Origin of the sequence: Paenibacillus sp. FSL R10-2796, from assembly GCF_037965315.1 — a bacterium.
Lineage (GTDB): Bacteria > Bacillota > Bacilli > Paenibacillales > Paenibacillaceae > Paenibacillus_AQ > Paenibacillus_AQ odorifer.
Genome location: NZ_CP150178.1, coordinates 1,759,273 through 1,783,063 on the forward strand (window position 1 = coordinate 1,759,273; position 23,791 = coordinate 1,783,063).

The window sequence follows — 23,791 nt, forward strand, 5'->3', positions numbered from 1 at the left end:
GCTGTATTCAACAAGGAGGGATTGTATTGGAATTACGTGAAGAAATTTATGCGAAGCTGGTGGAAAGAGCTTCGCCTTTATTCGGGAAGAAGCCGGAGGATTTGTCGGAAAGTCTTTCATTTACGAGTGATTTACAGGCAAAATCTGTGCATTTTTCGCAGATCACTACTTTCTTGGAGGACGCTTTTAATGTTGAAATTCCATATATGAAATTTCGCCGGAAACAAACCATCGCTGAGGCTGTTGATTATGTGCTGGAAATTTGCGAGAACGGATAAGGAGAAGGACAATGAACAAATTTTTTACAAAGAAAGAAATGTTTCAGGGCGAAGAGCTTGAGAGTATTTACCGTGTGGCCCGTCGGCCTGTTAATAAAGAGCAGGATATTGATCTTTCTGCAAGTGAAAATCCAATGGATGCAATGGGACAAGGTTTCTGTCCTCCCTTCAACCAACGAACATACATTGCGGGTGAAGGCGTGATCTGTCAGCAAGACGTACCCGTTAAAATGCGTGACGGGGTGACTATCTACTGTGATATATATATGCCGGAAAACCGAATAGACAAGATTCCTGCACTAGTTTCCTGGAGTTTTTTCGGGAAAAGGCCAGGAGAAGGAATGAGTGAGTGGCAGATTATGGGCGTTCCTCCGCAGACCGTATCCAAACTCGCAAAGTTCGAGTCTCCGGACCCTATGTATTGGTGCCGAATGGGTTACGCCGTTGCCAACGTTGATACTCGCGGTGCAGGTCATTCCGAAGGTGATGTAAGCATGTTCAGTCGTCAGGATTGTGAGGATGGCTATGATTTTATCGAATGGCTGGGTGTTCAATACTGGTGTAACGGTCGAGTGGGTATGGGAGGAAACTCTGGTGTAGCCATGACCCAGTATCGTGTAGCAGCTTATCAACCTCCCCATCTCGCCTGTATAGCCCCGTGGGAAGGCACGACTGATGTGTACCGGGAAGCAATTTATGAAGGGGGCATCCCAGCACTTAGCTTCAATGAATTCATCGCAGCTTCGGTTACGGGGAATGGCGGTGTCGATGATCAAGTGGCTATGGCACGGAAATATCCTTTAATGAACGGTTACTGGCGTGACAAAATTCCTGATTTCAGCAAGATTACGATTCCGTGTTACTGTACCGCCGGCTGGAGTCATTTTCATCTGCGTGGTTCAATTCAGGGCTATCGTAAAATTAAGACGAAGCAGAAATGGCTGCGCGTACATCGCGATTTTGAATGGGCAGATGCTTATGATCCTTACAATCTTGAGGACCTGAAGCGCTTCTATGACCGCTACCTGAAAGACATTCATAATGGCTGGGAATTAACCCCCCGTGTCCGGCTTGATGTTATGGATGCTTTCGATTGTGATTACCAGGTACAGCGCAAGGAAAAAGGATTTCCTCTGGAGCGAACTCAATATACACGTTACTACCTGGATGCGGCCAGCATGAGCATGCAAGAAGGTCCTGTTTCTGCCGCATCCGAAGCAACTTACGACTCGGACAGTGGAGAAGCAATCTTTGATATGGAAATTAAAGAGGATACTGAGCTGACCGGTTATATGTTTTTACGGCTTTATGTTGAAGCAGCCGGGCATGACGACATGGATCTTTTCATTAATATTCAGAAGGCTGATGGAGAGGGCAATTGGATTCCCTGGCATGTACTGGATGAGCCGCATCCCGGAGCATGGGGTAAGATTCGTGTTTCGCACAGAGAGCTTGATTCAAAGCTTAGTACCCACTATCAGCCTGTGCTTTCTCACGAACGTGAGCTGAAGCTCACTGGGGGAGAGGTAGTTCCGGTGGATATCGAAATTGTACCTTCCAGCCGGATCTGGCATAAAGGTGAGAAACTGCGGGTGCAGGTGGCAGGCCGCTATATCCGGGAGGGTTGGTTCGAGCCTCTAGCGTGGGACACAGACAATAAGGGCAGACACATCATTCGCACTGGCGGGGAATATCAATCCTTCCTTCAGGTACCGGTAATTCCGCCACGTTATCAATCTGGTGAATATATCTACCGTTAGATATGGAGGAAAGTCCGATGATCGGTGTGGGGACAGATATCGTGAATTTTTCTCATCTGCGAGCCATTACGCTGGTGCAGGAAGATCCATTTATACAAAAAACATATACTCCGAATGAGATCGCGCAAGCTATAAGCCGTCCGGAGCCTTTTTATTACTATGTAACGCGGTTTGCCGGCAAGGAAGCGGTGTTCAAGTCTCTAGCTATCAGTGGCGAGGGAGTTAGTCTCAAAGAGATTGAAATCCTTAATGATGCCGAAGGGCGGCCTAATGTGATACTGCATGGGGAAATCGCCAAACGGGCGCTGCAAAGCTCATGTGCGCAAGTGAAAATTTCCCTTTCTTATGATACAGACTACGCGGTGGCCTTTGCCATAGCTGCAGATGGAAGGAGTATATAAATGAGCCTGCTGGAAACGCTCGAGCAAAAAGCACGTCTTCATCCCAAAAGGGTGGTTTTCCCGGAATGTGATAATGAAATGATTTTGAAAGCCGCCGCGGAGGTGGTCGCACGCAAGATAGGCCAACCTGTGCTAATTGGCAATTCAGAGAGTATCAGTGCGCGTGCGGCGGAACTTGGAATTTCGACTGAGGCATTCAGTTTCTTCAATAATTCGAATGAGCAGCAGTTAGAAGAACTCGCTGACGAATATACAGCACGTTTTGATGAGTTGAGCAGAAAAGCGGTCCTGCGCAAGGCAAAAGATCCAGTAAACTGTGCGATGCTGCTGGTTAAGACCGGCAGGGCTGATTGTGCAGCTGCTGGACGCGAGTATACTACGGCTGAGGTTATAGTGGCGGCTCAAAGCATTATCGGGATGCAGGAAAGCTTTAGCAGCATTTCAAGTCTTGGTATTGTGAATGTGCCGGGCTTTGAGGGTCCTGAAGGTCAGCTGCTTGCTATAGCTGATTGTGCGGTGAATGCCGCTCCCGATGCTGACGAACTTGCTGACATCGCCATATCCTCTGGATATACTGTCAAAACGCTGCTCGGCTGGGAGCCTCGTATTGCTATGCTTTCCTTTTCTACATGTGGCAGCACGGAGCATGAGAGTATTGATGTTATCCGCAAGGCAATCGATATTGTACATGGCAGAGTGCCGGACTTGAAGATCGATGGTGAATTTCAACTTGATGCAGCTATATCCCCAGGGGTGGCTGCAAACAAAGTGAAGCGTGAAAGTGATGTCGCTGGCAAGGCAAATGTGCTTATATTTCCAAATCTGCATGCCGGGAATATAGGTGTCAAGCTGATACAGCTTTTTGGTAAAGCCGATGCATATGGGCCTGTACTTCAAGGCTTTGCACAGCCGATCTGCGATTTTTCCCGCAGTGCTCCGCTTTCCGAAATGATGGGCAATATTATTATGCTAATTGTACGCGCACAGCATGGAAAGGAACTGTGAAGACATGGAAAGGATATATAAAATTTTTACGCTCAGCCCAGGCTCTACTTCAACAAAATTGGCGGTTTTTGAGAACAACACACAAGTATTCAAAGCGAATGTTGCCCATGACCCGGCAGTTCTAAAGACCTTTGAAACTATTGGCGACCAACTTCCTTACCGGCGCGAGACGATTCTATCGGAGTTATATAAGGCTAAAATCAGCCTTACTGCTATGGATGCTTACGCTGCGTACAGTGGAGGTTTGGAAAGCATGGTTGGTGGCATTTATCCGATTAATGAAGCCATTCTTAAGCATTCCCGGGAGGGAAGAACGGTCAAGCATCCGGCAATTCTCGGCGCACAGCTTATTCAAGCATTCTCGGATGAATTTGGCGGAGCACCTGCATATTTGGTCAACCCGCCTGATGTTGACGAATATGAGGAGCTGGCCCGTTTTACAGGGATAAGGGGCATTTATCGAGAGAGTAGAGTACATGTGCTCAATCAGAAAGAAGTCGCCATGCGGTATGCCAAAGAACTACGGAGACCGTATGAGGAATGCAACTTTATTGTGGCGCATGTGGGCGGGGGACTATCTGTTACTGCCCATAAGAAGGGAAGAATGGTAGACGGCAATGATGTACTAAATGGAGAAGGTCCTATGGCGCCGAATCGTTCTGGCTCAGTCCCTGCCGTCCCCATTATTGATATGTGCTTCTCCGGTGAATACACCCATCAGGAAATGATCCAGAAGATCAGCAAGACAGGAGGACTAGTCAGTCATCTCGGTACAGATAACACCATGGAGATCAAAAAAATAATTGCTAGCGGAAATACTTATGCGAAGCTTGTTTATGATGCTATGGCTTATCAGTTATGCAAAGCTGTCGGTGCTTGCGCAGCAGTTCTTCAAGGCCAAGTGGACGGGATCATTCTCACAGGCGGCGTCAGCAATGACCTCTATTTTACAGGTTTTGTGGAGCTATACTGTGGCTGGATCGCACCTGTTAAGGTGTACGGGGGTGATTTTGAAATGGAGGCACTTGCGGCAGGCACTGTGCGTGCTCTGAACGGTGAAGAAGAAACCAAAGTGTATACGGGTTATCCCGTATGGGAAGGTTTCAACAGAACAGAAACAGGAAAATCAAATGGATGATTTCTTGCAAAGCTTCATTAAAATCATACCCTCCATTCGTGCATCTGAAAGAATGGTCCTGTTGTCACAGCATATTCATGGAGAGCGGCTGGAAATACCTTGCGGTGAAAGCCACAGTGTTGAAGTTTGGTTGCATCGTGCCCAGCGGCAAAACTCGCCAGTACTTTTTGAGCTGCATGGCGGGGGGCTAGTGCTTGGCGATGCTGCCAAGGATGATAACCTGTGCGAGGAAGTCAGAACTCTTATTGGCTGTCACGTAGTAGGGATAAATTACCGCAAAGCTCCTGAGAATCCTTACCCTGCAGCGCTAGATGACGTCTGTGGAGTAATGAAGTGGTTTGCCGAAAATGCTGAAAGCTTCAGTATGGACCCTTCACGGTTTGCAGTTATGGGATTCAGTGGAGGGGCGACTCTTGCTACAGCCGCATCAATGAAGGCAAGGGAACAGGATCGCTACTCTATTTGCTGCCAGATTTTGCATTACCCCTATCTTGATGCCGTAACTGATCCGGCAGCGAAGGAGCGCTGTTTGTCCGATATGGCCCCAGAGTTGATGAAAGCGTTTACTTTTCTATATTCAAGTGAGGAGCAACGGAAGGAACCCTATGTATCACCGCTCCATGCGCCTGAACGGTTCATTACTAATATGCCGCCGGTCATTATAGTACTTGCCGAGTGTGATGCGTTGTGCTATGAAGGCGAACAATATGCAATTCGTTTGTCCAGGGCAGGCGTTCCAGTCTTTATACGGCAGATGCAAGCTGCGCACCATGGCTATATAGAAGATGCTTTTAATAGTGCCTGTTATAACGAACTTCCCATAGATACAAAAGAAACCCATGCAATCAACTTCCGTGAGCTGGCAAATGAGGCGGTGGAATGGAGTGCGCAATGGTTAAGGATGTATTTAAATTAATGTTTCTAGGAAAGGAACTTTATATGAGACGGATCGAGACAGAAATAGTTGTAATTGCCGCAGGACCTTCCGGATTGGCAGCCGCTGCGCAAGCTGCTGAGAACGGAGCGAGGGTAGTAGTGCTGGAGAAAAACAGTACGGTAGGTGGCGCAGCAAATATGGGGATGGGACCTCTGGGGATAGGTACGCGGCAGCAAAAATCCATGATGGTAGATATCAGTGTAGAACGGGCCTTCAAAATGTTTATGGAATATACGCATTGGCGCGTAGATGCCACTCTTGTGAAAAGGTATTTTGAAAATTCCGCCAATACCATTACCTGGCTAGAAGAGATGGGCGTCCAGTTTGCTGGCGCATACAAATATTTTCCGAAATCTGAGCAGACCTGGCATATCGTAGCAGTGAACGGTGGCATTGGCCGCAATGGCGGTGCCATCATGAATAAAGCAATCATGGAATACGCACGTGAGCATGGGGTTGAGTTTTATCTTGAAACCCCTGCTCAGCGTATTCTTACAGATGGACAGGGCAAGGTCTGCGCAGTTATTGGCAGAGGGCCTGATGGTGAAGAAACTGAGTTCCGATGCAAGGCTGTTGTTGTAGCTACGGGAGGTGCAGGTGATAATCCAGAGATGATTAAGGAGCGCACCGGCTATAGCTACAAGGAGGATATGTTCAATTTTGCAATACCCGGACTCAAGGGTGACGGAATTCGTATGGCCTGCGAGGCAGGGGCTGCGACAACCGATATGACTGTTGAAATGATCTACATTCTGCCACATTCGGATACCGGTCCGGATAGTGTGCCTGCCGTACTGATGCAACCTAACCTGATGGTGAATCAACTCGGCAAACGTTTTATTAATGAGGAAGAAATGCAGAACAATACCTTCACCGGCAACGCCATCGCTATTCAAAAAGGGCGTGTAGGTTATTCCATTATTGATTCCACTATTCTAAAGGGGTATAAGCGCAATGGTCTTGATGTCATAAACTTTGTGCATGACCCGGATGATGTCAGTGATTTTGATGAGGTCGTAGAGGATTACATCCTTCAGGGCAATCCGGACATTATCAAAGCAGACAGCATTGAGGAGCTAGCTGAAAAACTTGGGATCGTTCCAGAGGCTTTGCTCGATACAGTTGATGAATACAACGATATGTGTGATAGAAGTGATGAGCTCTTCTTCAAAAACAAGACTTATATGAAGCCTGTTGTGAAGGCACCCTTCTATGCCGGATGCTTTCGTCCCAGCGCGTATGGCACACTTGGCGGTATAAAAATAAACGATAGAGCAGAAGTGCTGGATAAGGAATGGTTGCCTGTACCCGGTCTGTACGCTGCCGGTACAGATACCTGTACCATTTACGGGGACAGCTATATGTTTCTTTTACCCGGAAACACGATGGGTTATTGCTTGAATACGGGACGTTTTGCTGGTGAAAGTGCCGCTGAATATGTGAGAGCAGAGGAATAAACGATGAAGGACGAACAAGTGACACTGGTGATTGACGGAAAGACCGTATCTGTGCGTACAGGTGGAACGATTCTAGAAGCTGCACTATCAAACGGTATCTATATCCCGAACCTCTGTTACCATGAGAATCTTCGTCACACTGCCTCCTGCCGACTCTGCATGGTGCGTCAGGAAGGGAAAAAGGGTGTCGTGGCTGCCTGTGCTGTAAAGGCGGAAGAAGGAATGGTCATTGACAGTAAGGATGCTCTCGCTGAAAACGTACGAAAGCTTTCTGTTGATTTAATGTTCAAAACACATCCAAGTGAGTGTACAGGCTGTCCAAAATTCGGACACTGCCAGTTCCAATCCATTTCCCAATTTGTCGGAGATACGGGGCGCCGCCTCCGGGCCAACCCGATCCGTATTGCTGAGGATGTCAGGAACCCGATTATTCTTCATGAAATGACCCGCTGTATTCTATGTGGAAGATGTGTGCGTGCATGTGAAGAGATGCGGGGTGTGGGAGCTATCCGCTTTGAGAAGGTTCAGGGCCGGTTGCAGGTTGTAGTAGATGGTAATTCCCTGCAGGATGCAGATTGCCGCTTTTGCAGTGCTTGTGTAGAGGTATGCCCCACAGGAGCTATTCGTGAACACGAGGCCATTACGCAGAAGATGACTGGAAAGTCCCGTACAGATGCCCTGGTTCCATGCCGGGCGGCTTGTCCTGCCCATATTGATATACCCAAATATCTGCGGTTCATACGGGAAAAAAATTATCCGGCTGCGGCTGCCGTCATGCGCGAAAAAGTACCGTTTCCCCACGCGCTCGGGTACATATGCACCCATCGCTGCGAATTGGAGTGTAAACGTAATTTTCTCAATGAACCGGTGGCCATACGTGACCTGAAACGCCATGCCTGCGAGCATGATGACGGTAGTTGGAAAACTCGTTCTTTCCAAAAATCGGCCACTGGCAAAAAGGTCGCTATTATTGGTGCAGGTCCTGCTGGTCTGACGGCAGCCATGTACCTTGCAAAGCTAGGTCATGAGGTAACTATTTATGAAGAACGCCAAAAGGCTGGCGGTATGATGCAATACGGGATTCCACAGTATCGTCTTCCCCGGGAGATCGTTGACCGAGAAATCGGCATGATCCTGGAGTTGGGTGTGAAATTACAGACCGGTGTTCGGATTGAATTTCCTGCCTCCCTGATCTCAGAAGGATTTGACGCTGTTTTGGTAGCCGTAGGGGCTCATAAGGGAGCGCGTCTGCCACTGAAGGGCGCCGGGCTGGAAGGCGTATATACGAATATTGAATTTCTGCGCCAGACGGCAGAGGGGGAGGCTCCGACTGTCGGTAAGAACGTAATTATTCTGGGTGGGGGAAACGTTGCCTTGGACTGTGCAGGAATCGCAAAACGGTTTGGCGCGGAAACCGTTCATCTGGCTTGCCTTGAAAGCCGAAATAAGATGACCGCATCTCCTGAAGAGCTTCGCTGGGCTGAAGAAGAGGGAGTGCTGGTGCATAACAGCCGAACGTTTCTCGCCATTAACGGCAGCGGCGACGGTAAAGTGAACGGGCTGCGGATGGCAGAAGTGAAAGGCTTCCAGTTTGATGAGAATGGCAGGAGTGTCATTGATCTTATACCTGGCAGCGAAACGATACTCCCGGTTGATACAGTGATTTTTGCAGTAGGTCAAGGACCTGATTTGGCAGAGGGCTGTGGGTTAGCCCTTGGTCGTGGCAGCCGCATTGTTGTCGAAGCGAATAGCTGTGCTTCAAGCATTCCCGGTATTTTCGCAGCCGGAGACTGTGTAACAGGCACAGATTCAGTTATTCGTGCCATAGCAGGTGCGCGCCTGGCTGCTTCAGAGATGGACCGGTTTCTCGGCGGGGACGGCAATATTGAGGAAAATCTTTCACCGGAGCAGGCGGTTTGCCCGAGAATTGGTGCAATTAAAGGCATGAGTGATAGAAAGCGAAAGAAAACACAGATTGTTGCACCAGAGGAGCGTTGCCAATGCTTTGATCCGATGGATCTGGGTTATTCTGAAGCGCAAGTACCGGATGAGGCGCAACGTTGTCTGCAGTGTGATCTGCGACTAGAAATAGCTGCGCAAAAATTTTGGAATGATTATTCGAGTGTTGCCAGAGGTGAATAAAGATGCCACATGAAGTCAGCCGAACTCCCCATTTTCTGTCGCCTTTCCCGAATGCTGAAGAGCCTGCTATTCAGGAGCTTTTGGAGAATAGGCTAGCAATTTCAGCTTCGGACGCGGCAGTAAGAATTAGAGCACTTGCATTGACGGATAAACAAGGAGTGCTTCTCGATGAACGTTTATCCGCAATCAATCCAGATGACGGGAGACCCGTATTAATCTGCTCTCTCGCACAGGAGTTAGATGGATTCACGGACTTTATTCTTGCGCATGTCGCGAGTCGAATAGCAGCAGGGCTGGCAATGGCTGCAAAGATTTGCATGGATTGTGAGATTCTGATCTATGCCGAGACAGAGGCGCAAGCTGAGATGTTGGCGGCACCGCTGCGTGAGATAGCTCCGGCCTCGCTTATATCAGTGAAGTACGGACCGGCTTCTCCTGTCCTGCGGGAAGAAACAGCATTATACAATGCCATAGACAATGGTGTAATACGTTGTGACTTATGGGTGAAAAGCTTCAGTGCCGAAGGCTGGCAAGGGAGACCTACCTTCCTGCTGGATGTGGAGACTGCGTACTGGATTTACGAAGGTGTAAGCAGTTCCCGCCGTCAGGAGAAATTAATAATGATTACAACAGATGAGAGAACCAGGGTTGTGGCAGTTGCACTTGGCACCCCTGTGTCTGCTCTGTTAGAGGAGCTTGAACTTGCGCCAGCCAAGCCCCTGCTGCTGGGTGGCATGCTCGGGCACTTCGCATCGGCTCCGGCCTTAACTTCGGAATTCATAAGCTATGATTCTGTTTATGACAGTATCCGAATCTTTACCGACAAGCACTGTATGGCAACTATCGCCAAAGGGTTACTTAGCGCTGCAGCGGAGACATCCTGTGGAAAATGTGTGATTTGCCGTGAGGGGAGCTGGCAACTCAAAGCAGTCTTCACTGATGTTACCGAAGGGCGCGCAAAAAAAGAGGATCTTGATTTAGTAACAGATATTGGCGAATTAATCGGAGCAGGATCTTTTTGCGCATTTGGAAGAAATATGGTGGGGCCGGCGTTATCTGCTGTTGCCTGCTCCCGTCTTGATCTTGAAGCCCATATTGTACGCAAGACCTGTCCGGCTTCGGTGTGTACCCATTTTCTTGCCTATGTCATTGATCCGAAATTATGCAGCGGCTGCGGGGAATGTCTTGATGTCTGCCCGGAAAATGCAATCCAAGGGAAATCAGGCTATATCCATATGATCGATCCGGCGATTTGTGAAAAATGCGGAAGGTGTACGGAAGTCTGTGAAGAGAATGCGATTGTCACTGCATCTGGTCGCATCCGTGTCCCCAAACAGCTGACCAGGGTGGGCAGATTCAAGTAAGTAACAGAAAAATGGAAAGAGCATGCCATATCGGCTGCGGGTGCAGGAAAATGAGTAAGACATATTCTTTGTATTTTAAGCTTGTGTTGAATCTTCCCTCTGCGGCGGCGATGTCGCTTGCAGCTTCCCTGATGAATGAGGGGATTAATGGACGAACATGGGTGTTCACCCTGGTTGGTTTCTCGCTGGCTTGTCTTATTAACGATTTTATTCCCTTGATGAGGATTAGCGACTGGTTTACGGGGCTTTTTGCTCTAAAGAAGGATTTACTGGCGGGTCAATGTGTCGGCTGTCTGCTAATAAACTTCATTCCTGTAACTGTAATCAGCGGAGTGATGGCTCTGCTTGGCACATCAAACCTGTCAGGCTTTCTCACCTCATTTACTGGGAATTATCCGGTGCTTTATTTGGTTTCCTATCTAATGACCATGATCATGACACCTCTAGCCAAAGCTGCCGGGAATAAAGCATGCGCAAGAGTAACAGTCAGATAGAGGAAGGACACGATTACTTGGAAGAAGGGAATCGCCGTACATGAAAATATTAGAGAGAATACAGGGAATATCAGGCGGAATGATGCTGCTTCCTATGGGAATCGCTGCAATAATGCATACTTTTTATCCGAGAACCTTGATGGTTGGCAATCCGTCCACTGCTGTATTTTCGAATGCGGGAACGATGACGATCGTGGGAATTCTGCTAGTATTCTGTGGTATTCAGTTCAAACCTCAACAGCTTGTGACAACTCTGCGGCGGGGCGGCATACTAGTTGCGGTAAAACTTGTTCTTAGTGTTGTTTTTGGGATCGTTGTTATGAAGCTTTTCGGTTTGGCGGGTTTTGGAGGAATCTCTACCCTGGCACTTGTGGCTTGCATCACTAGTTGCAATCCCGGCATGTACCTTGCGCTGATGGAGAATTATGGTGATGACACTGACATTTCTGCGTTTGCTCTGCTGAACCTTATCGGGCTACCGTTCATACCCGTCTGTATTCTTGGTTTCTCTTCCGGAAATGGGATTGACGCTCGAAGCATCATGGCTACTTTAATTCCGTTTGTAGTCGGATTTCTTCTGGGTATGTTTGATCCTGCTGTTCGTAATTTTTCCAAATCAGGGACCTCACTTATGGTGCCTTTTCTGGGGTTTTGCCTTGGGGCGAATATCGATCTCAAGAGCGCACTCAGCTCATGTGGGCTGGGGCTGATTTTGTTCTTGATCTTTACCTTGATTAATAACATCCCCATGTTGTTAGTTGACCGATTCTGTCTGAAACAAGACGGGCATGCTTCTGCGGCGATTTGTTGTGTAGCCGGGTTATCCATAACGGTACCTCAACTTATGGCAGAGGTCGATCAGGCATATCTGCCTTATGTTGAGAGTGCCCGCGCACAAATTGCATTCGCAGTTGTTGCCAGTGCAATTGTCACTCCAGTTCTTGTGAAAAAGCTGAAACGATCTCGTGGATCAGTTTCTGAAAATATGCTTAACAAATTCGAATTGTAGGAGGCTACTAATGAAAATTTTAGGGATCAGTTGCGGAAGAAGAATGAGCAATTCAGAAATCCTTGTTAAAGAAGCTTTAATGGGTGCTGAGGAGCTTGGTGCCGAAGTAGAACTTGTGCGTCTTAATGATTTACATATTAAACCTTGCACCGGTTGTAATGCTTGTGTAGTGAGTCTGCTTGAAAAGTGTGGCTCAGGAGACTGTGTGATAAAGAATGATGACTATGGATTTATTGATGAAAAATTAATGGAATGCGACGGATTAATCTTGAGCTCAGCCATTTATGAAAAGAGTCCTAACGGATTATTGAAGATTCTGAATGACCGGATGGGGCCTTCTCATGACATTGCTTTCCGGATGATTGCCAAGAAGCAACGCGAGGAAAGAGGGATTACTACCGGCAAAGGCCCGGATGAAAGAAGCTTTAAAACAAGAGTAGCTTCTCTTATTGCTGTAGGAGGAAGTGAGTGGGACACACTCGCATTGCCGATGCTCCACCTTTTTACGTTGCCGATGCAAATTAATGTAATAGATAAAATGCTGGTCAATTGGGTTGGCTTACCTGGAGCAGTTGTGTTCAGGGAGGAAGAACTTAAGAGAGCAAGACAATCCGGTCGTCATGTGGCTGAAACACTCATGAATCCAGATACGGAAGCGAAGTATATTGGCGAACCTGGTTTATGTCCAATCTGTCATTCCAAACTCATAGAAATCAGAAATCATGATGATAATTACCCAGCAATATGTGGAATTTGCGGGGTCAGGGGGACTCTGGAGGTGGAAGACGGTAAAGTAAGATTTGATATCGCCGAGGAAGATAGAGCACATTCCCATGTTCTAATCTCCGGAAAGCTTGGCCACGCAGATGAATTATATCAAGTTTCTTTAAAACGTAATCCAAAGGCTGACGAATTGCCTGAACGGTTGAAGAAGTACAAAAATTATTTAGCTTATTCCAGACCTGAACGGGATTAATGCTCGCAAGAGTATTACTAGTCTTCTAGTGAAAGGAGTTCATTTATGATTGAATTACCACGAATTAACGATCTCGGATTTTTTGAAATTCGACTGGAGTCTATTGGAGGCTTGGGAGCTAACCTGGCGGGTAAAATGCTCGCAGAAGCGGGAGTCGTCGGAGCGGGGCTGAACGGCGTAAGCTTCTCGTCTTATGGATCAGAGAAAAAGGGCTCTGCTGTAAAGGCCCACATCCGCTTCTGTGATTTAAACACGCATATCCGTGATACTTCGCCGGTAGAGCGTCCCCATGTGGTTGGGGTGTTCCACGAAGCGCTTGTCAAGACCGTTAATGTCACCAGCGGGATTAATGAAGACAGCACTGTTCTTGTGAACTCGGCCAAGACGCCGGAAGAACTCAAAGAGCTGCTGAAGATGAAAGCCGGAACCATTGCTGTGATCGACGCGACAAGCATCGCACTGAAAGAGAAAAACCGTGTAAACATGGCGATGCTGGGTGCCCTGTTCCGGCTCTGCCCATTCCTGGTTGCTGAAACGATGAAGGGCGTTATTGAGAAATCGCTCGGCAAAAAATATCCGCAGGCTGTACAATCGGCTATTACGACTTTTGAGCGCGGCTACAATGAAGTGAAGTTTATGCACTTCGAGCTGGAGGCAGGGGACAGCATGCCTGAATATGTGCGTTCCGACATTTCGCCGTTTGGCTATGAAACTCAGCCTATAGGCGGTACGATCATCAATCCGGGAAGTAGCTTCCTCAAGAACCTGAGCATTTCCCGTTCCGGAATGATTCCGGCTTATGAAAATGAGTCCTGCATTAACTGTGCACAGTGTGACACCGTCTGCCCTGACCAGTGTTTTGTGTGGGAAGAACGGCTTGACCGCAAGGGGCGCTCACAGATGTTCCTGCGGGGCATCGATTATCAATATTGCAAGGGTTGCCTGAAATGCGTAGGCGCCTGCCCGACCTCGGCACTCTCAAGCATGCGCGAGAAGGAAGGCTATGCCGACAGCCATACAGTGCATCATCCATTCGATCTCATCACGCAAGCGTAAATCTGGTTAGAAAGGCGGAATGAACAATGGCTATTGATTATGAAAAAGAAATAGGTTCTGCCAAAGTAGAACAGAAATTCCTATATGAATCAGGCAATGAGATGGCGGCCTATGCTGCGCATCAGATCAACTATCATGTCATGGGGTATTTCCCGATCTCGCCATCGACAGAGGTTGCCCAATTCCTCGATACGATGAAAGCCAGCGGCCAGCATGACATTATGCTCGTGCCCTCAGATGGTGAGCACAGCTCGGCAGGTATCTGTTATGGCGCTTCTACAGCCGGCGGACGCGTATTTAACGCCACCAGTGCGCAAGGCTACATGTACATGCTTGAGCAGCTGCCTGTACAAGCCGGTACGCGGATGCCCATGGTTATGAACCTGATTTGCCGCTCCATCTCCGGACCGCTGAACATTCACGGGGACCACTCCGATTTGTATTTTGCACTCAATACCGGCTGGCCGATTCTGATGTGCCGTGACCCGCAGTCGGTCTACGACATGAATCTGATGGCACTGAAGCTGGCTGAGCATGTCAAAGTCCGCCTGCCGGTTATGGTAGCTTCGGACGGATATTTCACTTCTCACCAGAAGCGCCGCGTACAGGCTTTTGCGCACCGCGCAGATGTGCATAAATTCGTAGGCGAACAGCCGCCAGCCGGCTCAACCGATACCCTTGACCGCAACAATCCGGTTACTGTTGGTCCTTACATGAATGAACCGGATTATATCAATAATCGCTATCAGCAGTCTGTGGCCATGTACAATGCCGGTGAAGTGTTCGAAGAGATCGCTCAGGAATTTGCTGATCTGACCGGACGCCATTATGAGGTGATTGAGCAGTACCGGATGGGGGATGCCGATGTGGCTGTCTTCCTGATGAATTCCGCGTCCGAGATCATTAAGGATGTTGTGGATCAGTTGCGACTGCAGGGAGTCAAAGCCGGAGCGATTTCACCGAACATGATCCGTCCGTTCCCGCAGAAGCAGATCGCGGAAGCACTGAAGAATGTCAAAGCCATTACTGTTGGTGACCGTGCGGATTCCTTCGGCGGACACGGCGGCAACATGGTTAACGAAATCAAAGCAGCGCTGTTCACTTACGGGAATACAACGACTAAAGTCATCAGCCGGATTTACGGATTAGGCGGAAAGGACTTCTATGCTGAAGATGGCCATCATTTCTTCCAGCTGGCGTTGGATGCTGTTGTTGCTGACCGTGTTGAAGTACCGTTTGATTACTACGGCCACAATCCTGGTGAACCGGAAAAGGCACCGCAGCGCCTGCTTAAGCCGATGAATTTCGATTTGTTGAAGACGGGCCTCATTACTGTTACTAAAAATGAAGAAACCGGAAAGCTGGCCGTGAAGATTCCCCCGATCCGCAGTTTGATGAAGAAACCAAGACGCCTGGCTCCGGGTCACGGCACATGCCCGGGCTGCGGGATTTTCTCGGGTCTTGAGCTGTTCTTCAGGGGAATTGAAGGAGATATCGTTGCGCTGTACCATACAGGATGCGCAATGGTTACAACAACCGGCTATCCTTATTCGTCGCACAAGTCAACGTTCATCCATAACCTTTTCCAGAACGGTGCGGCTACGTTGTCCGGGGTGGTAGAAATGTTCTGGGAACGCAAACGCCGCGGAGAGCTGGATGGACTGGGCCTGAGGAATGACTTTACTTTCGTTATGGTAACAGGCGACGGAGGTATGGATATCGGGATGGGACCAGCCATTGGTGCTGCACTGCGCGGACATAAAATGATTATCATCGAGTATGATAATGAAGGTTATATGAACACTGGTGCACAGCAGTCTTATTCAACACCGCTCGGTCACCGGACTTCTACTTCAAGCATCGGCAAGACCCAGCAGGGTAAAGTTACCCAGCATAAAGATACTGCCCAGATCATGGCAGCCACTAATATTCCTTATGTATTCACCGGCTGTGAAGCCTACCCGCAGGATCTGCTCAAAAAAGCAGCTAAGGCCCAATGGTACGCGCAGAATGAAGGTCTGGTCTACGGCAAGATTCTGATTGCCTGCCCGTTGAATTGGATGACCGAAGACAAGGATGGGACGGATATTGTATCCTTGGCGGTGGAATCCTGCTTCTTCCCGCTGTATGAAGTGGAACAAGGCACAACGACCATTACGTACAATCCGGAGAACAAGGACAAACGTATTGAAGTCTCTGCCTGGCTGAAGACGATGGGTAAGACCCGCCATCTGCTCAAGCCTGAGAACGAACCGGCTCTGCGCAGCTTTGAGAGCGAAGTTCAGCGCCGCTGGAGTCGTCTCAAAGCGAAACACGAGCATTCTGAATTGTGAATATAGTTTTTTAAACATTACACTTATCGATATTTTGATTCTGAAGTGGATGATTTGCTCAAGGGAGTATATCTGAAGATCGAGAAGAGCGGATACAGTGGGAGATAGCGAAGGAGCTGGGGATCTCACGGAGTAATGTTTCGAGAGTGAATTTAAGAAACAAAGTCTGGGAATAGATTAATACCTGTAAGGACAGAGGATTCGTCGGTTTACGTTACTTTATTTATATAGTGTAGAAGTTAAAAATCATGATAAAGAAGCAACTTATCTGCGGATAAGTTGCTTTTTGGCGATACGTCATTCTTTAGCTAGTTCGGCTCTTTTATTATTCAGAGCGGTTCTGCTCAATCATTAGATTGTACCTCTTCACAAGCAGCTTGTTGAAAAAATAAAAACATAACCCGTTAAGCAATCCTATTACGGTTGAACTGAATGCCGAGATTAGATATCCTTCATTTTCTACATTTGAAACAAGATTAATGACAATAATTGAAAGAATTAGACTGAAAGCAAAACCTCCCAAGGAGAAATATAACAAATTGAGTAGAAAAACTCCTCTTCGCTTCTTAATCAAGCTTTCAATAAAATCATTTAAATAGATAATAAGTAAAATACCATAAACTAATAATAGGGCAATAAGCCCATAGAAACCAGCAGGTGGTGGCTTATCCGCAAGAGCAAAAAAGATGACAGTCCAAAAAAAGAAGAATGTGAAGAAATTTATCGTTTTAATTTTTTTTAACAGCTTCAGGTCCATAACATTGGTAAACCTCGCTTTTTAGTTTTTTAACAAGGCAATTGTTTATTCTATTATTACCTGTCTATTTTATCAAAACAACATAATTATTTCTGAAATAGATTCATTTTTTTAAACATTTTCATGAATTTGCAAAATTAAGTGATGAATTAATTTCAGTTTATTCAAAACTTGTGTAAATATTGTAATTATTTTCTGAAAAAATTGTAAATGTTTCAGAAAAAAATGGGAGTATAGTGTGATAGTACAAAAAACAGCTGACTGTATTTCTATTCTCCGCATCATTGGTTTTAGTATTCAGAGAGTATAGCTTTTCATTATTTTCAGGAAGGATTTGATTAATGATGAGTAAAAGTAATTTTTTTAGATTTGAGCGTAAAAATGATGATTTTCCGTTCTACAGTGAACTGCAATCCCCTACTCTAAATTTGAAAACCAGCCTAATATTTCTGATAGCTGTTGCTGCAGGTTTTGCATTGTTTCTTATTGGGTTTGGAGGTACTTATGGACATCCTTTTATAAATGTGATTTTCCCATTAGCAGCAGTTATCTTTGTTGCACGGAGTCAGTGGACATTACTTTTCAGAAAATTAGTTGCTAAAGATATTATATTAATTCTTGGGACGTACATTGTAAATCTTATTGTGACCTATGGTGTTGGTTTTATTATTACGAAATTATTTAATTTTAGTGCAAATCCAGTGAGTGAAGGATTCAATGGTAATTTTTCCGATACAATTACGACGTTCCTGACAATGCTCCCGATGCTTTTTGGAGAAGAATTAATAACGATCCTTCCATTCTTAGTCATTTTGTACTTAGGAGTAAAAAAACTTAAACTGAACAGAAAGTCTGCGATTATCTTAGCGTGGATTGTAGTATCCATTATTTTTGGCGCATACCATTTACCAACTTATAATTGGAATATTGCACAAGCCATTCTCGGTATCGGCATTGTACGGATTGTTCTGCTCTATCCATACATTAAGACTAAAAACATTTGGACATCGTTTATAGTGCATGTGCTAAATGACTGGACACTTTTTGGATTTGCCTTTATGGTTTCAATGCATCATTGATTAGAGAATTCCATGTAAAAATTGTAATCTTTTTCTGAAAATACTGTAAACCATCCGGGAAATGACGGGATTATAGTGTGATAGTAAGAAAATGACTAAAAGGAGATCTTCAAAAATGGAAACTCAAGTTAAAAAATTCACAACTAAAAAGCGGATGTCCGTACTTCTATTGTCAGCAGCACTGGCTGCAGTTGGCACAGCGGCGGCTTTACCCGTGTCTGTCGGATCAGTTCATGCTGCAGCCATTACTGCAACAATAACCTCCAGGGTGAATGTCCAGGTTAAAGGTAAAGCAATCGGGACTCAGGCTTTCCTAAGCCCATTAGGTAATACACTCATTCCGCTTAAAGACGCAGCGCAAGCATTAGGCGCAGCTGTTAAATACGATAACAAAAATCATAGTGTAGAGCTTACCCTGGGAGAGAATACTGTAAATTATTCATTGGATATCGACAGTGCACTTGTAAAGTTAAATGGAAGCGGTCTGGGACAAAGATATGAAGCTCAGGTAATCGGAGGAACTTCTTTTGTTGCAGTGCAAGCCTTGGTTGAACCTTTCGGATATTTGGCCCAATGGAACGGACAAACCCGTACTGTCAATATCACGAATGCAGGAATGAATGAACTGACTATAACTGCCGGTAAACTCCAGTCTTCTAATTCCCATAAGGATGTAACCATCAATATCGTATATCCAGTTGTATCGCAGCTTGCGAATCAAAATGCCGAAGCGGCAATTAATAAAGCGGTGAAAGCTCAGGCACAGAAGTTTCTAGATGCCTCGGAAAAACAACTGGCTAAGTCTGGTGCTCCAGCGGAAGGAGCGACATACGATTTCGAACTGGCCTACAAGGTGACTTACAATCAAAATGGAGTGATTAGCTTCCTGCTTACCAATTATCAATACCTCGGCGGAGCTCATGGAGGCGGCTCACAAACAGGTCTTACTTACTCTCTGCAGGATGGTACGACAATGAAGCTGGGAGATTTGCTGAAATCCAACAGCAATTACAGTCAGGTTATTAAGAAATCACTTCAAGAACAAGTCCAAAAAGGTACTGAGTCTTCTATCTACTCTATTGACCTGTTCAATAAGTTAACTAAAGATTCTAATGCATACCTGGATAACTTCTACTTGACTAATGCAGGATTCACTGTGTTTTTTGTTCCAGGTGATATAGCAGAAAGTGTTGTAGGCAGTCCTGAATTCAAATTCACATGGGCTCAGTTCCTTTCGAATAATGCGGATCCGTTCGCTGCTTATTAGGTCGGTTTTTGACTTCAATCGTTTTTTTTCATCGTTACTTTATCACAAAAGAGTTTTTTTTAAAGCAACTTGCCAACTGGGAAGTTGCTTTTTTTGTTGAGTTAAGTAGGGGGGACTAAATGATTGCCTAGCATTCAAAATTGACCATGTACCGGAAACTTGCGGAGCCGCGACCACTCCTGCTGCAGTTTTTTAATAGAATGGAAATGAGAGGGGGCTATTCCGGGGAGATTTATATAAATTCAAAGATAAAATCCTATATGAGATAGAAACAATCCTTTTTGCGGTAGTTGCTAGCCAACATGTCTTATAGACTAGTTAATGCAAGGAGTCCCGTATAATTTTTGAACGACGACTTTGCATATTCAGTCAAAAGAAGGAGAGAAAATTCATATTATGAACACAGTAACACAGATAAACAACAGCAAAGACAAGCAGACGCATTTTATTCTCAACGGTAATCTTTGGAATATTATGGTCCAGTTATCATGGCCCGCTATCATCGCAATGGTCCTCTATGGCTTAAATGCGGTTATTGCCGCTGTATTTGTGGGAAGATTTGTCGGAGAGGAAGCACTGGCTGGGGTATCGGTAGCTTATCCTTTAACCCAGATCAGCTTGGGACTGGGCTCCTTGATTGGGGTGGGTGCCGGTTCTGCTTTAAGTTTAGCCCTCGGCAGGCAGGACAAAGAAATGCAGAAGCGTTTGATGGGGAATGTTAATTATCTGTCCATCCTTGTAACGCTTGTCTATATGGTATTGGGTTTGCTTTTCTCTACACAGCTGGTGCGAATCATGGGAGGAGAAGGGGAAACTCTGGCTCTTGGAGACAGCTATTTTAGAATTACGGTGATTGGTTCATTTTTCTGGATTTATGGACTGGCTGCCAACATGATTGTACGTGCCGAAGGGAAAATGAAATCGGCAGCCGTGGTAATGGGCATTGGACTGGCAGTTGATGTATTGTCCAATTATATTCTGGTAGCCTGGCTGAATTTTGGAGTAGAGGGTGCTGCCTGGGCTACAAATATCGGGATGCTGGTCTACACCTTGCTGGGATGGATTTATTTTGGCAAAGGATTTGCCTCATTCCGAACGAATGTCTTCGCAATCTATCGGGATGCTGCCACAATCAAATCCATAATTGGTCTGGGAATGTCCTCTTTCATTATGAACTTTATGAATCTGGTACAGGCTGTTGTAGTATTTAATGCACTCTCGAGATACGGGACTACAGCAGATATTGCATTTTATGGAGTGGTTTTTCGTGTTTTCACCTTCCTGTTGACGCCGATATTCGGATTAATGCGCGCCTTGCAGCCAGTCATCGGCATAAATTTTGGAGCAGAACAGTATGAGCGCGCCATCAAAGCCTATAAAATATTCACACTCGTTTCCATGCTGCTGACTTTGCCTTTCTGGATAATTTCCATGATCTCGCCGGCTTCCATTCTGGGGCTAATGCTGCCGGATCAAATCTTTAAGACCAGCGAAATGTTATATTTCCGGTTGAACATGGCGGTTCTGCCGTTATTGTCGCTCATTTTTATGGCCATGACCTTTTTCCCTGCGATTAATAAAGGGAAGCCGGCAGCCGTTATCGGCATCACCAGACAACTTGTTTTTTATGTGCCAGTGATGCTTGTTTTGCCAAGATGGTTAGGCGTCTCCGGAGTATATTGGGGTTCGCTTGTAATTGATTCTGTGGTTGTAGTGTGGACGGTAATCCTGGTAACTAAGGAATTCACCCGGCTCAGAGCTAAGTCCAAGCTAGCCAGGACTTACAATATGTGAAGGCAAGATGCTGGAACTTCTGCTTTGCCTGGATGGCCGATTTAATAGATATACCCTAAAAGAGCCTTGGAATTATAAAGGCTCTTTTTTGTGCTACTGGTTGACATTATAAACAAAAAGAAAGTATGATATTTTAAATCGTAATAATTACGAATAAAAAAATGTGTATTTGAATTGATTTGTGGATAATGAATGGTCACAAGCGGACTCTATCGTTCCTCACGAGAACTTCGAGCGGCAATTAGAGCAGGTTGAACTGGATTCAGAAAGGATCTTTTGGATTTCTTGAAAATAACCATTTTAAAGGAGCTTCAATAAATAATGAATAAAAGCAGCACCAATCAACGTCTACCCAGAGCAAAAGGGATTGATATGGGTACCTATTATACACCCAAAGAATGTGCCAAAAAGGTTAGACATCTGATCCTACCCGATATGAATCGAAAGATTGTCGAAGAATTCATCACAATCTTAGGTATGAGGGAAAGATTTGAAGAGCATCGAGTTCCCATTCCCAATAAAGTGGTTATGTATGGTCCACCGGGCACAGGGAAAACACTGACGGCATTTTATATGGCTCAAATGCTGGAGCTTCCACTTATCCTGGTTCGACTTGATGCAATTATTCACAGTCATTTGGGCGAGACTGGAAGTAATATCCGTAAAATATTTGAGTATGCCAAAGCATCTCCTTGTGTTCTTTTCCTGGATGAGTTTGATGCCATTGCAAGAACACGGGAGAGTAATGACGAGGTTAAAGAAATGGCTCGTGCGGTGAATACACTGCTGCAATGTCTCGATGATTTTGGTGACAATAGCATTTTTGTAGCAGCGACGAATCTAGAAAATGAACTGGATAGAGCTATTTGGCGAAGGTTTGATACAAAAATGATTTATGCTAACCCGGATGAATCAAGTAGGCGTCAATATGTCGAACTGTTAATTAATGACTTTGAAAGTGAAGCTGGGTTGATGGACGAGGCATGTGAACGTCTTTCCGGTTGCAGTTTTGCTGATATTGAACAAATTGTCCTGAAAGCGAAACGTAAGGCGATCATAGAGCATTGTCTGCTAAAACGAGAGCATATTGTTCTATCCTATGAAGAATACAATCCTTCCATAAACTAATTGTGGGCGAGTATAAATACAGGATATTGTAATTGGAGCAATTCAACGAAAAAAAGAACCCCAGCGACGGAATTTTTAATCGCTTGGGTTCTTTTAAATTCATCAACTGATATTAGGTGTAGAGTCTCTTAGGATGAGTTTGGTATAAATATGAGAAACCTGATAGGGTTGCTTCGGATCATGAATTCGGGAAAGTAGCATTTCAGCTGCTTTGACACCCATCTGATTACTATAAATATGAACAGTAGTGAGATGGGGTTCTACAATGCTTGATTCAGGACCATTATCAAAACCACAAATCACGAGGTCATTAGGAATGGAAAGCATATTTTTGAGTGACTTCATAAAGGTAACCGCAATATAATCGTTAGCACACACGAAAGCAGAAGGAAGCTGATTGATTTGGCTTAGCTTAGCATCTGCCCACTCCGGACTCGAAAAAAATAGTCGATCGTCATCGAGAATACATTGTGAGAGATCAAGCTGAATCCCAGATTCTATCAATGCGCGATTAAAGCCCACCCATCTTTCATTAAAACTCCTACAGTGATTATAGTCTCCGATGAATCCCAGTGATGTGTAACCGCCATCAATTAACTTTTTTGTAAGTTGATATGTGCTGTGTTCATTTTCCATGAGAAGTACATCTGCTTGGAATTCAGGGTAGCAGATATCGGCAGAGCAGTCGATGAAAATAGTTGGAATGCCTAGACTTGTAATCAGCTTACTATATTCCGAATTGAACAACTCAATACAAATAATTCCGTCTACATTGGCGACATCAAAATTATTTGGAAGAGACAGGGACTCTTGATCAATGTCTCTTATAATGTGCATGGATAAATTATATCCTTCTGCACTGATTCGTTTCTCCATGCCACTGATCAGTTTCGATCCAAAGTGGGAAGTGTTAGGTAAGTTTTCTGTTAATAAAGCGATGTTTCCAGAGTTTCTTGGTTGAACACTCTCGGTGTCCATAAAAGCAAATTGTTTATATTTTAACTCTATCGCTTTCTTTATAACCTTGTTTCTGGTTTCATCAGGTATACCATTCGTTCCATTTAAGGCTTTGGAAGCTGTATTTCTGGAGATTCCTAAAGCATCCGCGATGTCTTGTATGGTTACTTTTTCCCTGGCCATCTATGTAATTCACCTCTATATTCTTGTTCTTAACCTTCGCCACAAATAGTGTACTATTTGTCATGATTCCAACTCTCTTTAATGTATATTAGTTTACTCAAAATAGCAATATAATATTTACAAATGCACAATTTAGTTTACATTTTACCAGTGGGTAAGTGTGCAAAAAAGGTAGTTTTGTTTTCGTTTTAATGAGAATATGTTGACTTTAAAGTATACAATCCTATTTAAATTGGCTGTATTTGTAATTTTGTAAAATTTAAAGCGTCATTTATG

20 protein-coding genes are annotated in these 23,791 nt (G+C 45.3%); 18 read left to right on the forward strand and 2 right to left on the reverse strand.

Going from position 1 to position 23,791, the window contains the following annotated elements; all coding sequences use genetic code 11:
• Nucleotides 1–26 precede the first annotated feature (26 nt).
• Genes NST58_RS08045 through NST58_RS08110 form a run of 14 tightly spaced genes read left to right on the forward strand, consistent with a single transcriptional unit; the run spans nt 27 to nt 16,350 of the window.
• Nucleotides 27–278 (forward strand): hypothetical protein, encoded by a 252-nt coding sequence (locus tag NST58_RS08045; RefSeq protein ID WP_081386479.1) that lies wholly within the window; start codon nt 27–29, stop codon nt 276–278.
• Nucleotides 279–289: 11 nt separating this feature from the next.
• Nucleotides 290–2,038 (forward strand): CocE/NonD family hydrolase, encoded by a 1,749-nt coding sequence (locus NST58_RS08050; protein WP_076193524.1) that lies wholly within the window; start codon nt 290–292, stop codon nt 2,036–2,038.
• 17 nt (nt 2,039–2,055) lie between these two features.
• On the forward strand, nt 2,056–2,439 hold the full coding sequence (locus NST58_RS08055) for a holo-ACP synthase (RefSeq protein ID WP_076125332.1): 384 nt from the start codon (nt 2,056–2,058) through the stop codon (nt 2,437–2,439).
• Nucleotides 2,440–3,444: a phosphate acyltransferase gene (locus NST58_RS08060; protein ID WP_339247200.1), complete on the forward strand. Its 1,005-nt coding sequence runs from the start codon at nt 2,440–2,442 to the stop codon at nt 3,442–3,444.
• A 4-nt stretch (nt 3,445–3,448) separates the two neighbouring features.
• Nucleotides 3,449–4,582 (forward strand): butyrate kinase, encoded by a 1,134-nt coding sequence (buk, locus tag NST58_RS08065; RefSeq protein ID WP_339247202.1) that lies wholly within the window; start codon nt 3,449–3,451, stop codon nt 4,580–4,582.
• On the forward strand, nt 4,575–5,498 hold the full coding sequence (locus NST58_RS08070; RefSeq protein ID WP_076125327.1) for an alpha/beta hydrolase: 924 nt from the start codon (nt 4,575–4,577) through the stop codon (nt 5,496–5,498). Before buk ends, NST58_RS08070 begins: the two co-directional genes overlap by 8 nt.
• Nucleotides 5,462–6,976, forward strand: coding sequence for an FAD-dependent oxidoreductase (locus NST58_RS08075; RefSeq protein ID WP_339247206.1), 1,515 nt, complete (start codon nt 5,462–5,464; stop codon nt 6,974–6,976). Before NST58_RS08070 ends, NST58_RS08075 begins: the two co-directional genes overlap by 37 nt.
• Before the next feature lie 3 nt (nt 6,977–6,979).
• On the forward strand, nt 6,980–9,118 hold the full coding sequence (locus NST58_RS08080; RefSeq protein ID WP_081393540.1) for an FAD-dependent oxidoreductase: 2,139 nt from the start codon (nt 6,980–6,982) through the stop codon (nt 9,116–9,118).
• 2 nt (nt 9,119–9,120) lie between these two features.
• Nucleotides 9,121–10,482 (forward strand): NADH-ubiquinone oxidoreductase-F iron-sulfur binding region domain-containing protein, encoded by a 1,362-nt coding sequence (locus NST58_RS08085; protein WP_076125325.1) that lies wholly within the window; start codon nt 9,121–9,123, stop codon nt 10,480–10,482.
• A 50-nt stretch (nt 10,483–10,532) separates the two neighbouring features.
• Entirely contained in the window at nt 10,533–10,976 is a 444-nt protein-coding gene (locus NST58_RS08090) for a hypothetical protein (RefSeq protein WP_076125323.1), read from the forward strand.
• 40 nt (nt 10,977–11,016) lie between these two features.
• Nucleotides 11,017–11,985, forward strand: a complete 969-nt coding sequence (locus NST58_RS08095; protein WP_076125321.1) for a 2-keto-3-deoxygluconate permease — start codon at nt 11,017–11,019, stop codon at nt 11,983–11,985.
• 10 nt (nt 11,986–11,995) lie between these two features.
• Nucleotides 11,996–12,961, forward strand: a complete 966-nt coding sequence (locus NST58_RS08100; protein ID WP_076125319.1) for a flavodoxin family protein — start codon at nt 11,996–11,998, stop codon at nt 12,959–12,961.
• Nucleotides 12,962–13,006: 45 nt separating this feature from the next.
• A complete protein-coding gene (locus NST58_RS08105) occupies nt 13,007–14,017 on the forward strand; it encodes a 2-oxoacid:acceptor oxidoreductase family protein (protein WP_076125317.1) in 1,011 nt (336 codons plus the stop codon).
• Nucleotides 14,018–14,043: 26 nt separating this feature from the next.
• Nucleotides 14,044–16,350: a thiamine pyrophosphate-dependent enzyme gene (locus tag NST58_RS08110; RefSeq protein WP_076125316.1), complete on the forward strand. Its 2,307-nt coding sequence runs from the start codon at nt 14,044–14,046 to the stop codon at nt 16,348–16,350.
• A 325-nt stretch (nt 16,351–16,675) separates the two neighbouring features.
• Here NST58_RS08110 and NST58_RS08115 read toward each other — a convergent pair whose 3' ends face one another.
• Nucleotides 16,676–17,107, reverse strand: a complete 432-nt coding sequence (locus tag NST58_RS08115) for a hypothetical protein (RefSeq protein WP_076125314.1) — start codon at nt 17,105–17,107, stop codon at nt 16,676–16,678.
• A 341-nt stretch (nt 17,108–17,448) separates the two neighbouring features.
• Here NST58_RS08115 and NST58_RS08120 point away from each other — a divergent pair, with 341 nt between their 5' ends.
• From NST58_RS08120 to NST58_RS08135, 4 genes are all read left to right on the forward strand, one after another.
• Entirely contained in the window at nt 17,449–18,186 is a 738-nt protein-coding gene (locus NST58_RS08120; RefSeq protein WP_076193517.1) for a CPBP family intramembrane glutamic endopeptidase, read from the forward strand.
• A gap of 115 nt (nt 18,187–18,301) precedes the next feature.
• The gene (locus NST58_RS08125) at nt 18,302–19,453 is read left to right on the forward strand and encodes a DUF4163 domain-containing protein (protein WP_076307099.1); all 1,152 of its coding nucleotides are present in this window, start codon (nt 18,302–18,304) and stop codon (nt 19,451–19,453) included.
• 396 nt (nt 19,454–19,849) lie between these two features.
• A complete protein-coding gene (locus NST58_RS08130; RefSeq protein ID WP_076302143.1) occupies nt 19,850–21,247 on the forward strand; it encodes an MATE family efflux transporter in 1,398 nt (465 codons plus the stop codon).
• Between the two features lie 321 nt (nt 21,248–21,568).
• Nucleotides 21,569–22,375 (forward strand): ATP-binding protein, encoded by an 807-nt coding sequence (locus tag NST58_RS08135; protein WP_179088749.1) that lies wholly within the window; start codon nt 21,569–21,571, stop codon nt 22,373–22,375.
• 102 nt (nt 22,376–22,477) lie between these two features.
• Here NST58_RS08135 and NST58_RS08140 read toward each other — a convergent pair whose 3' ends face one another.
• Complete coding sequence (locus tag NST58_RS08140) at nt 22,478–23,515, reverse strand: LacI family DNA-binding transcriptional regulator (RefSeq protein ID WP_339247214.1); 1,038 nt, start codon at nt 23,513–23,515, stop codon at nt 22,478–22,480.
• Nucleotides 23,516–23,791 lie beyond the last annotated feature (276 nt).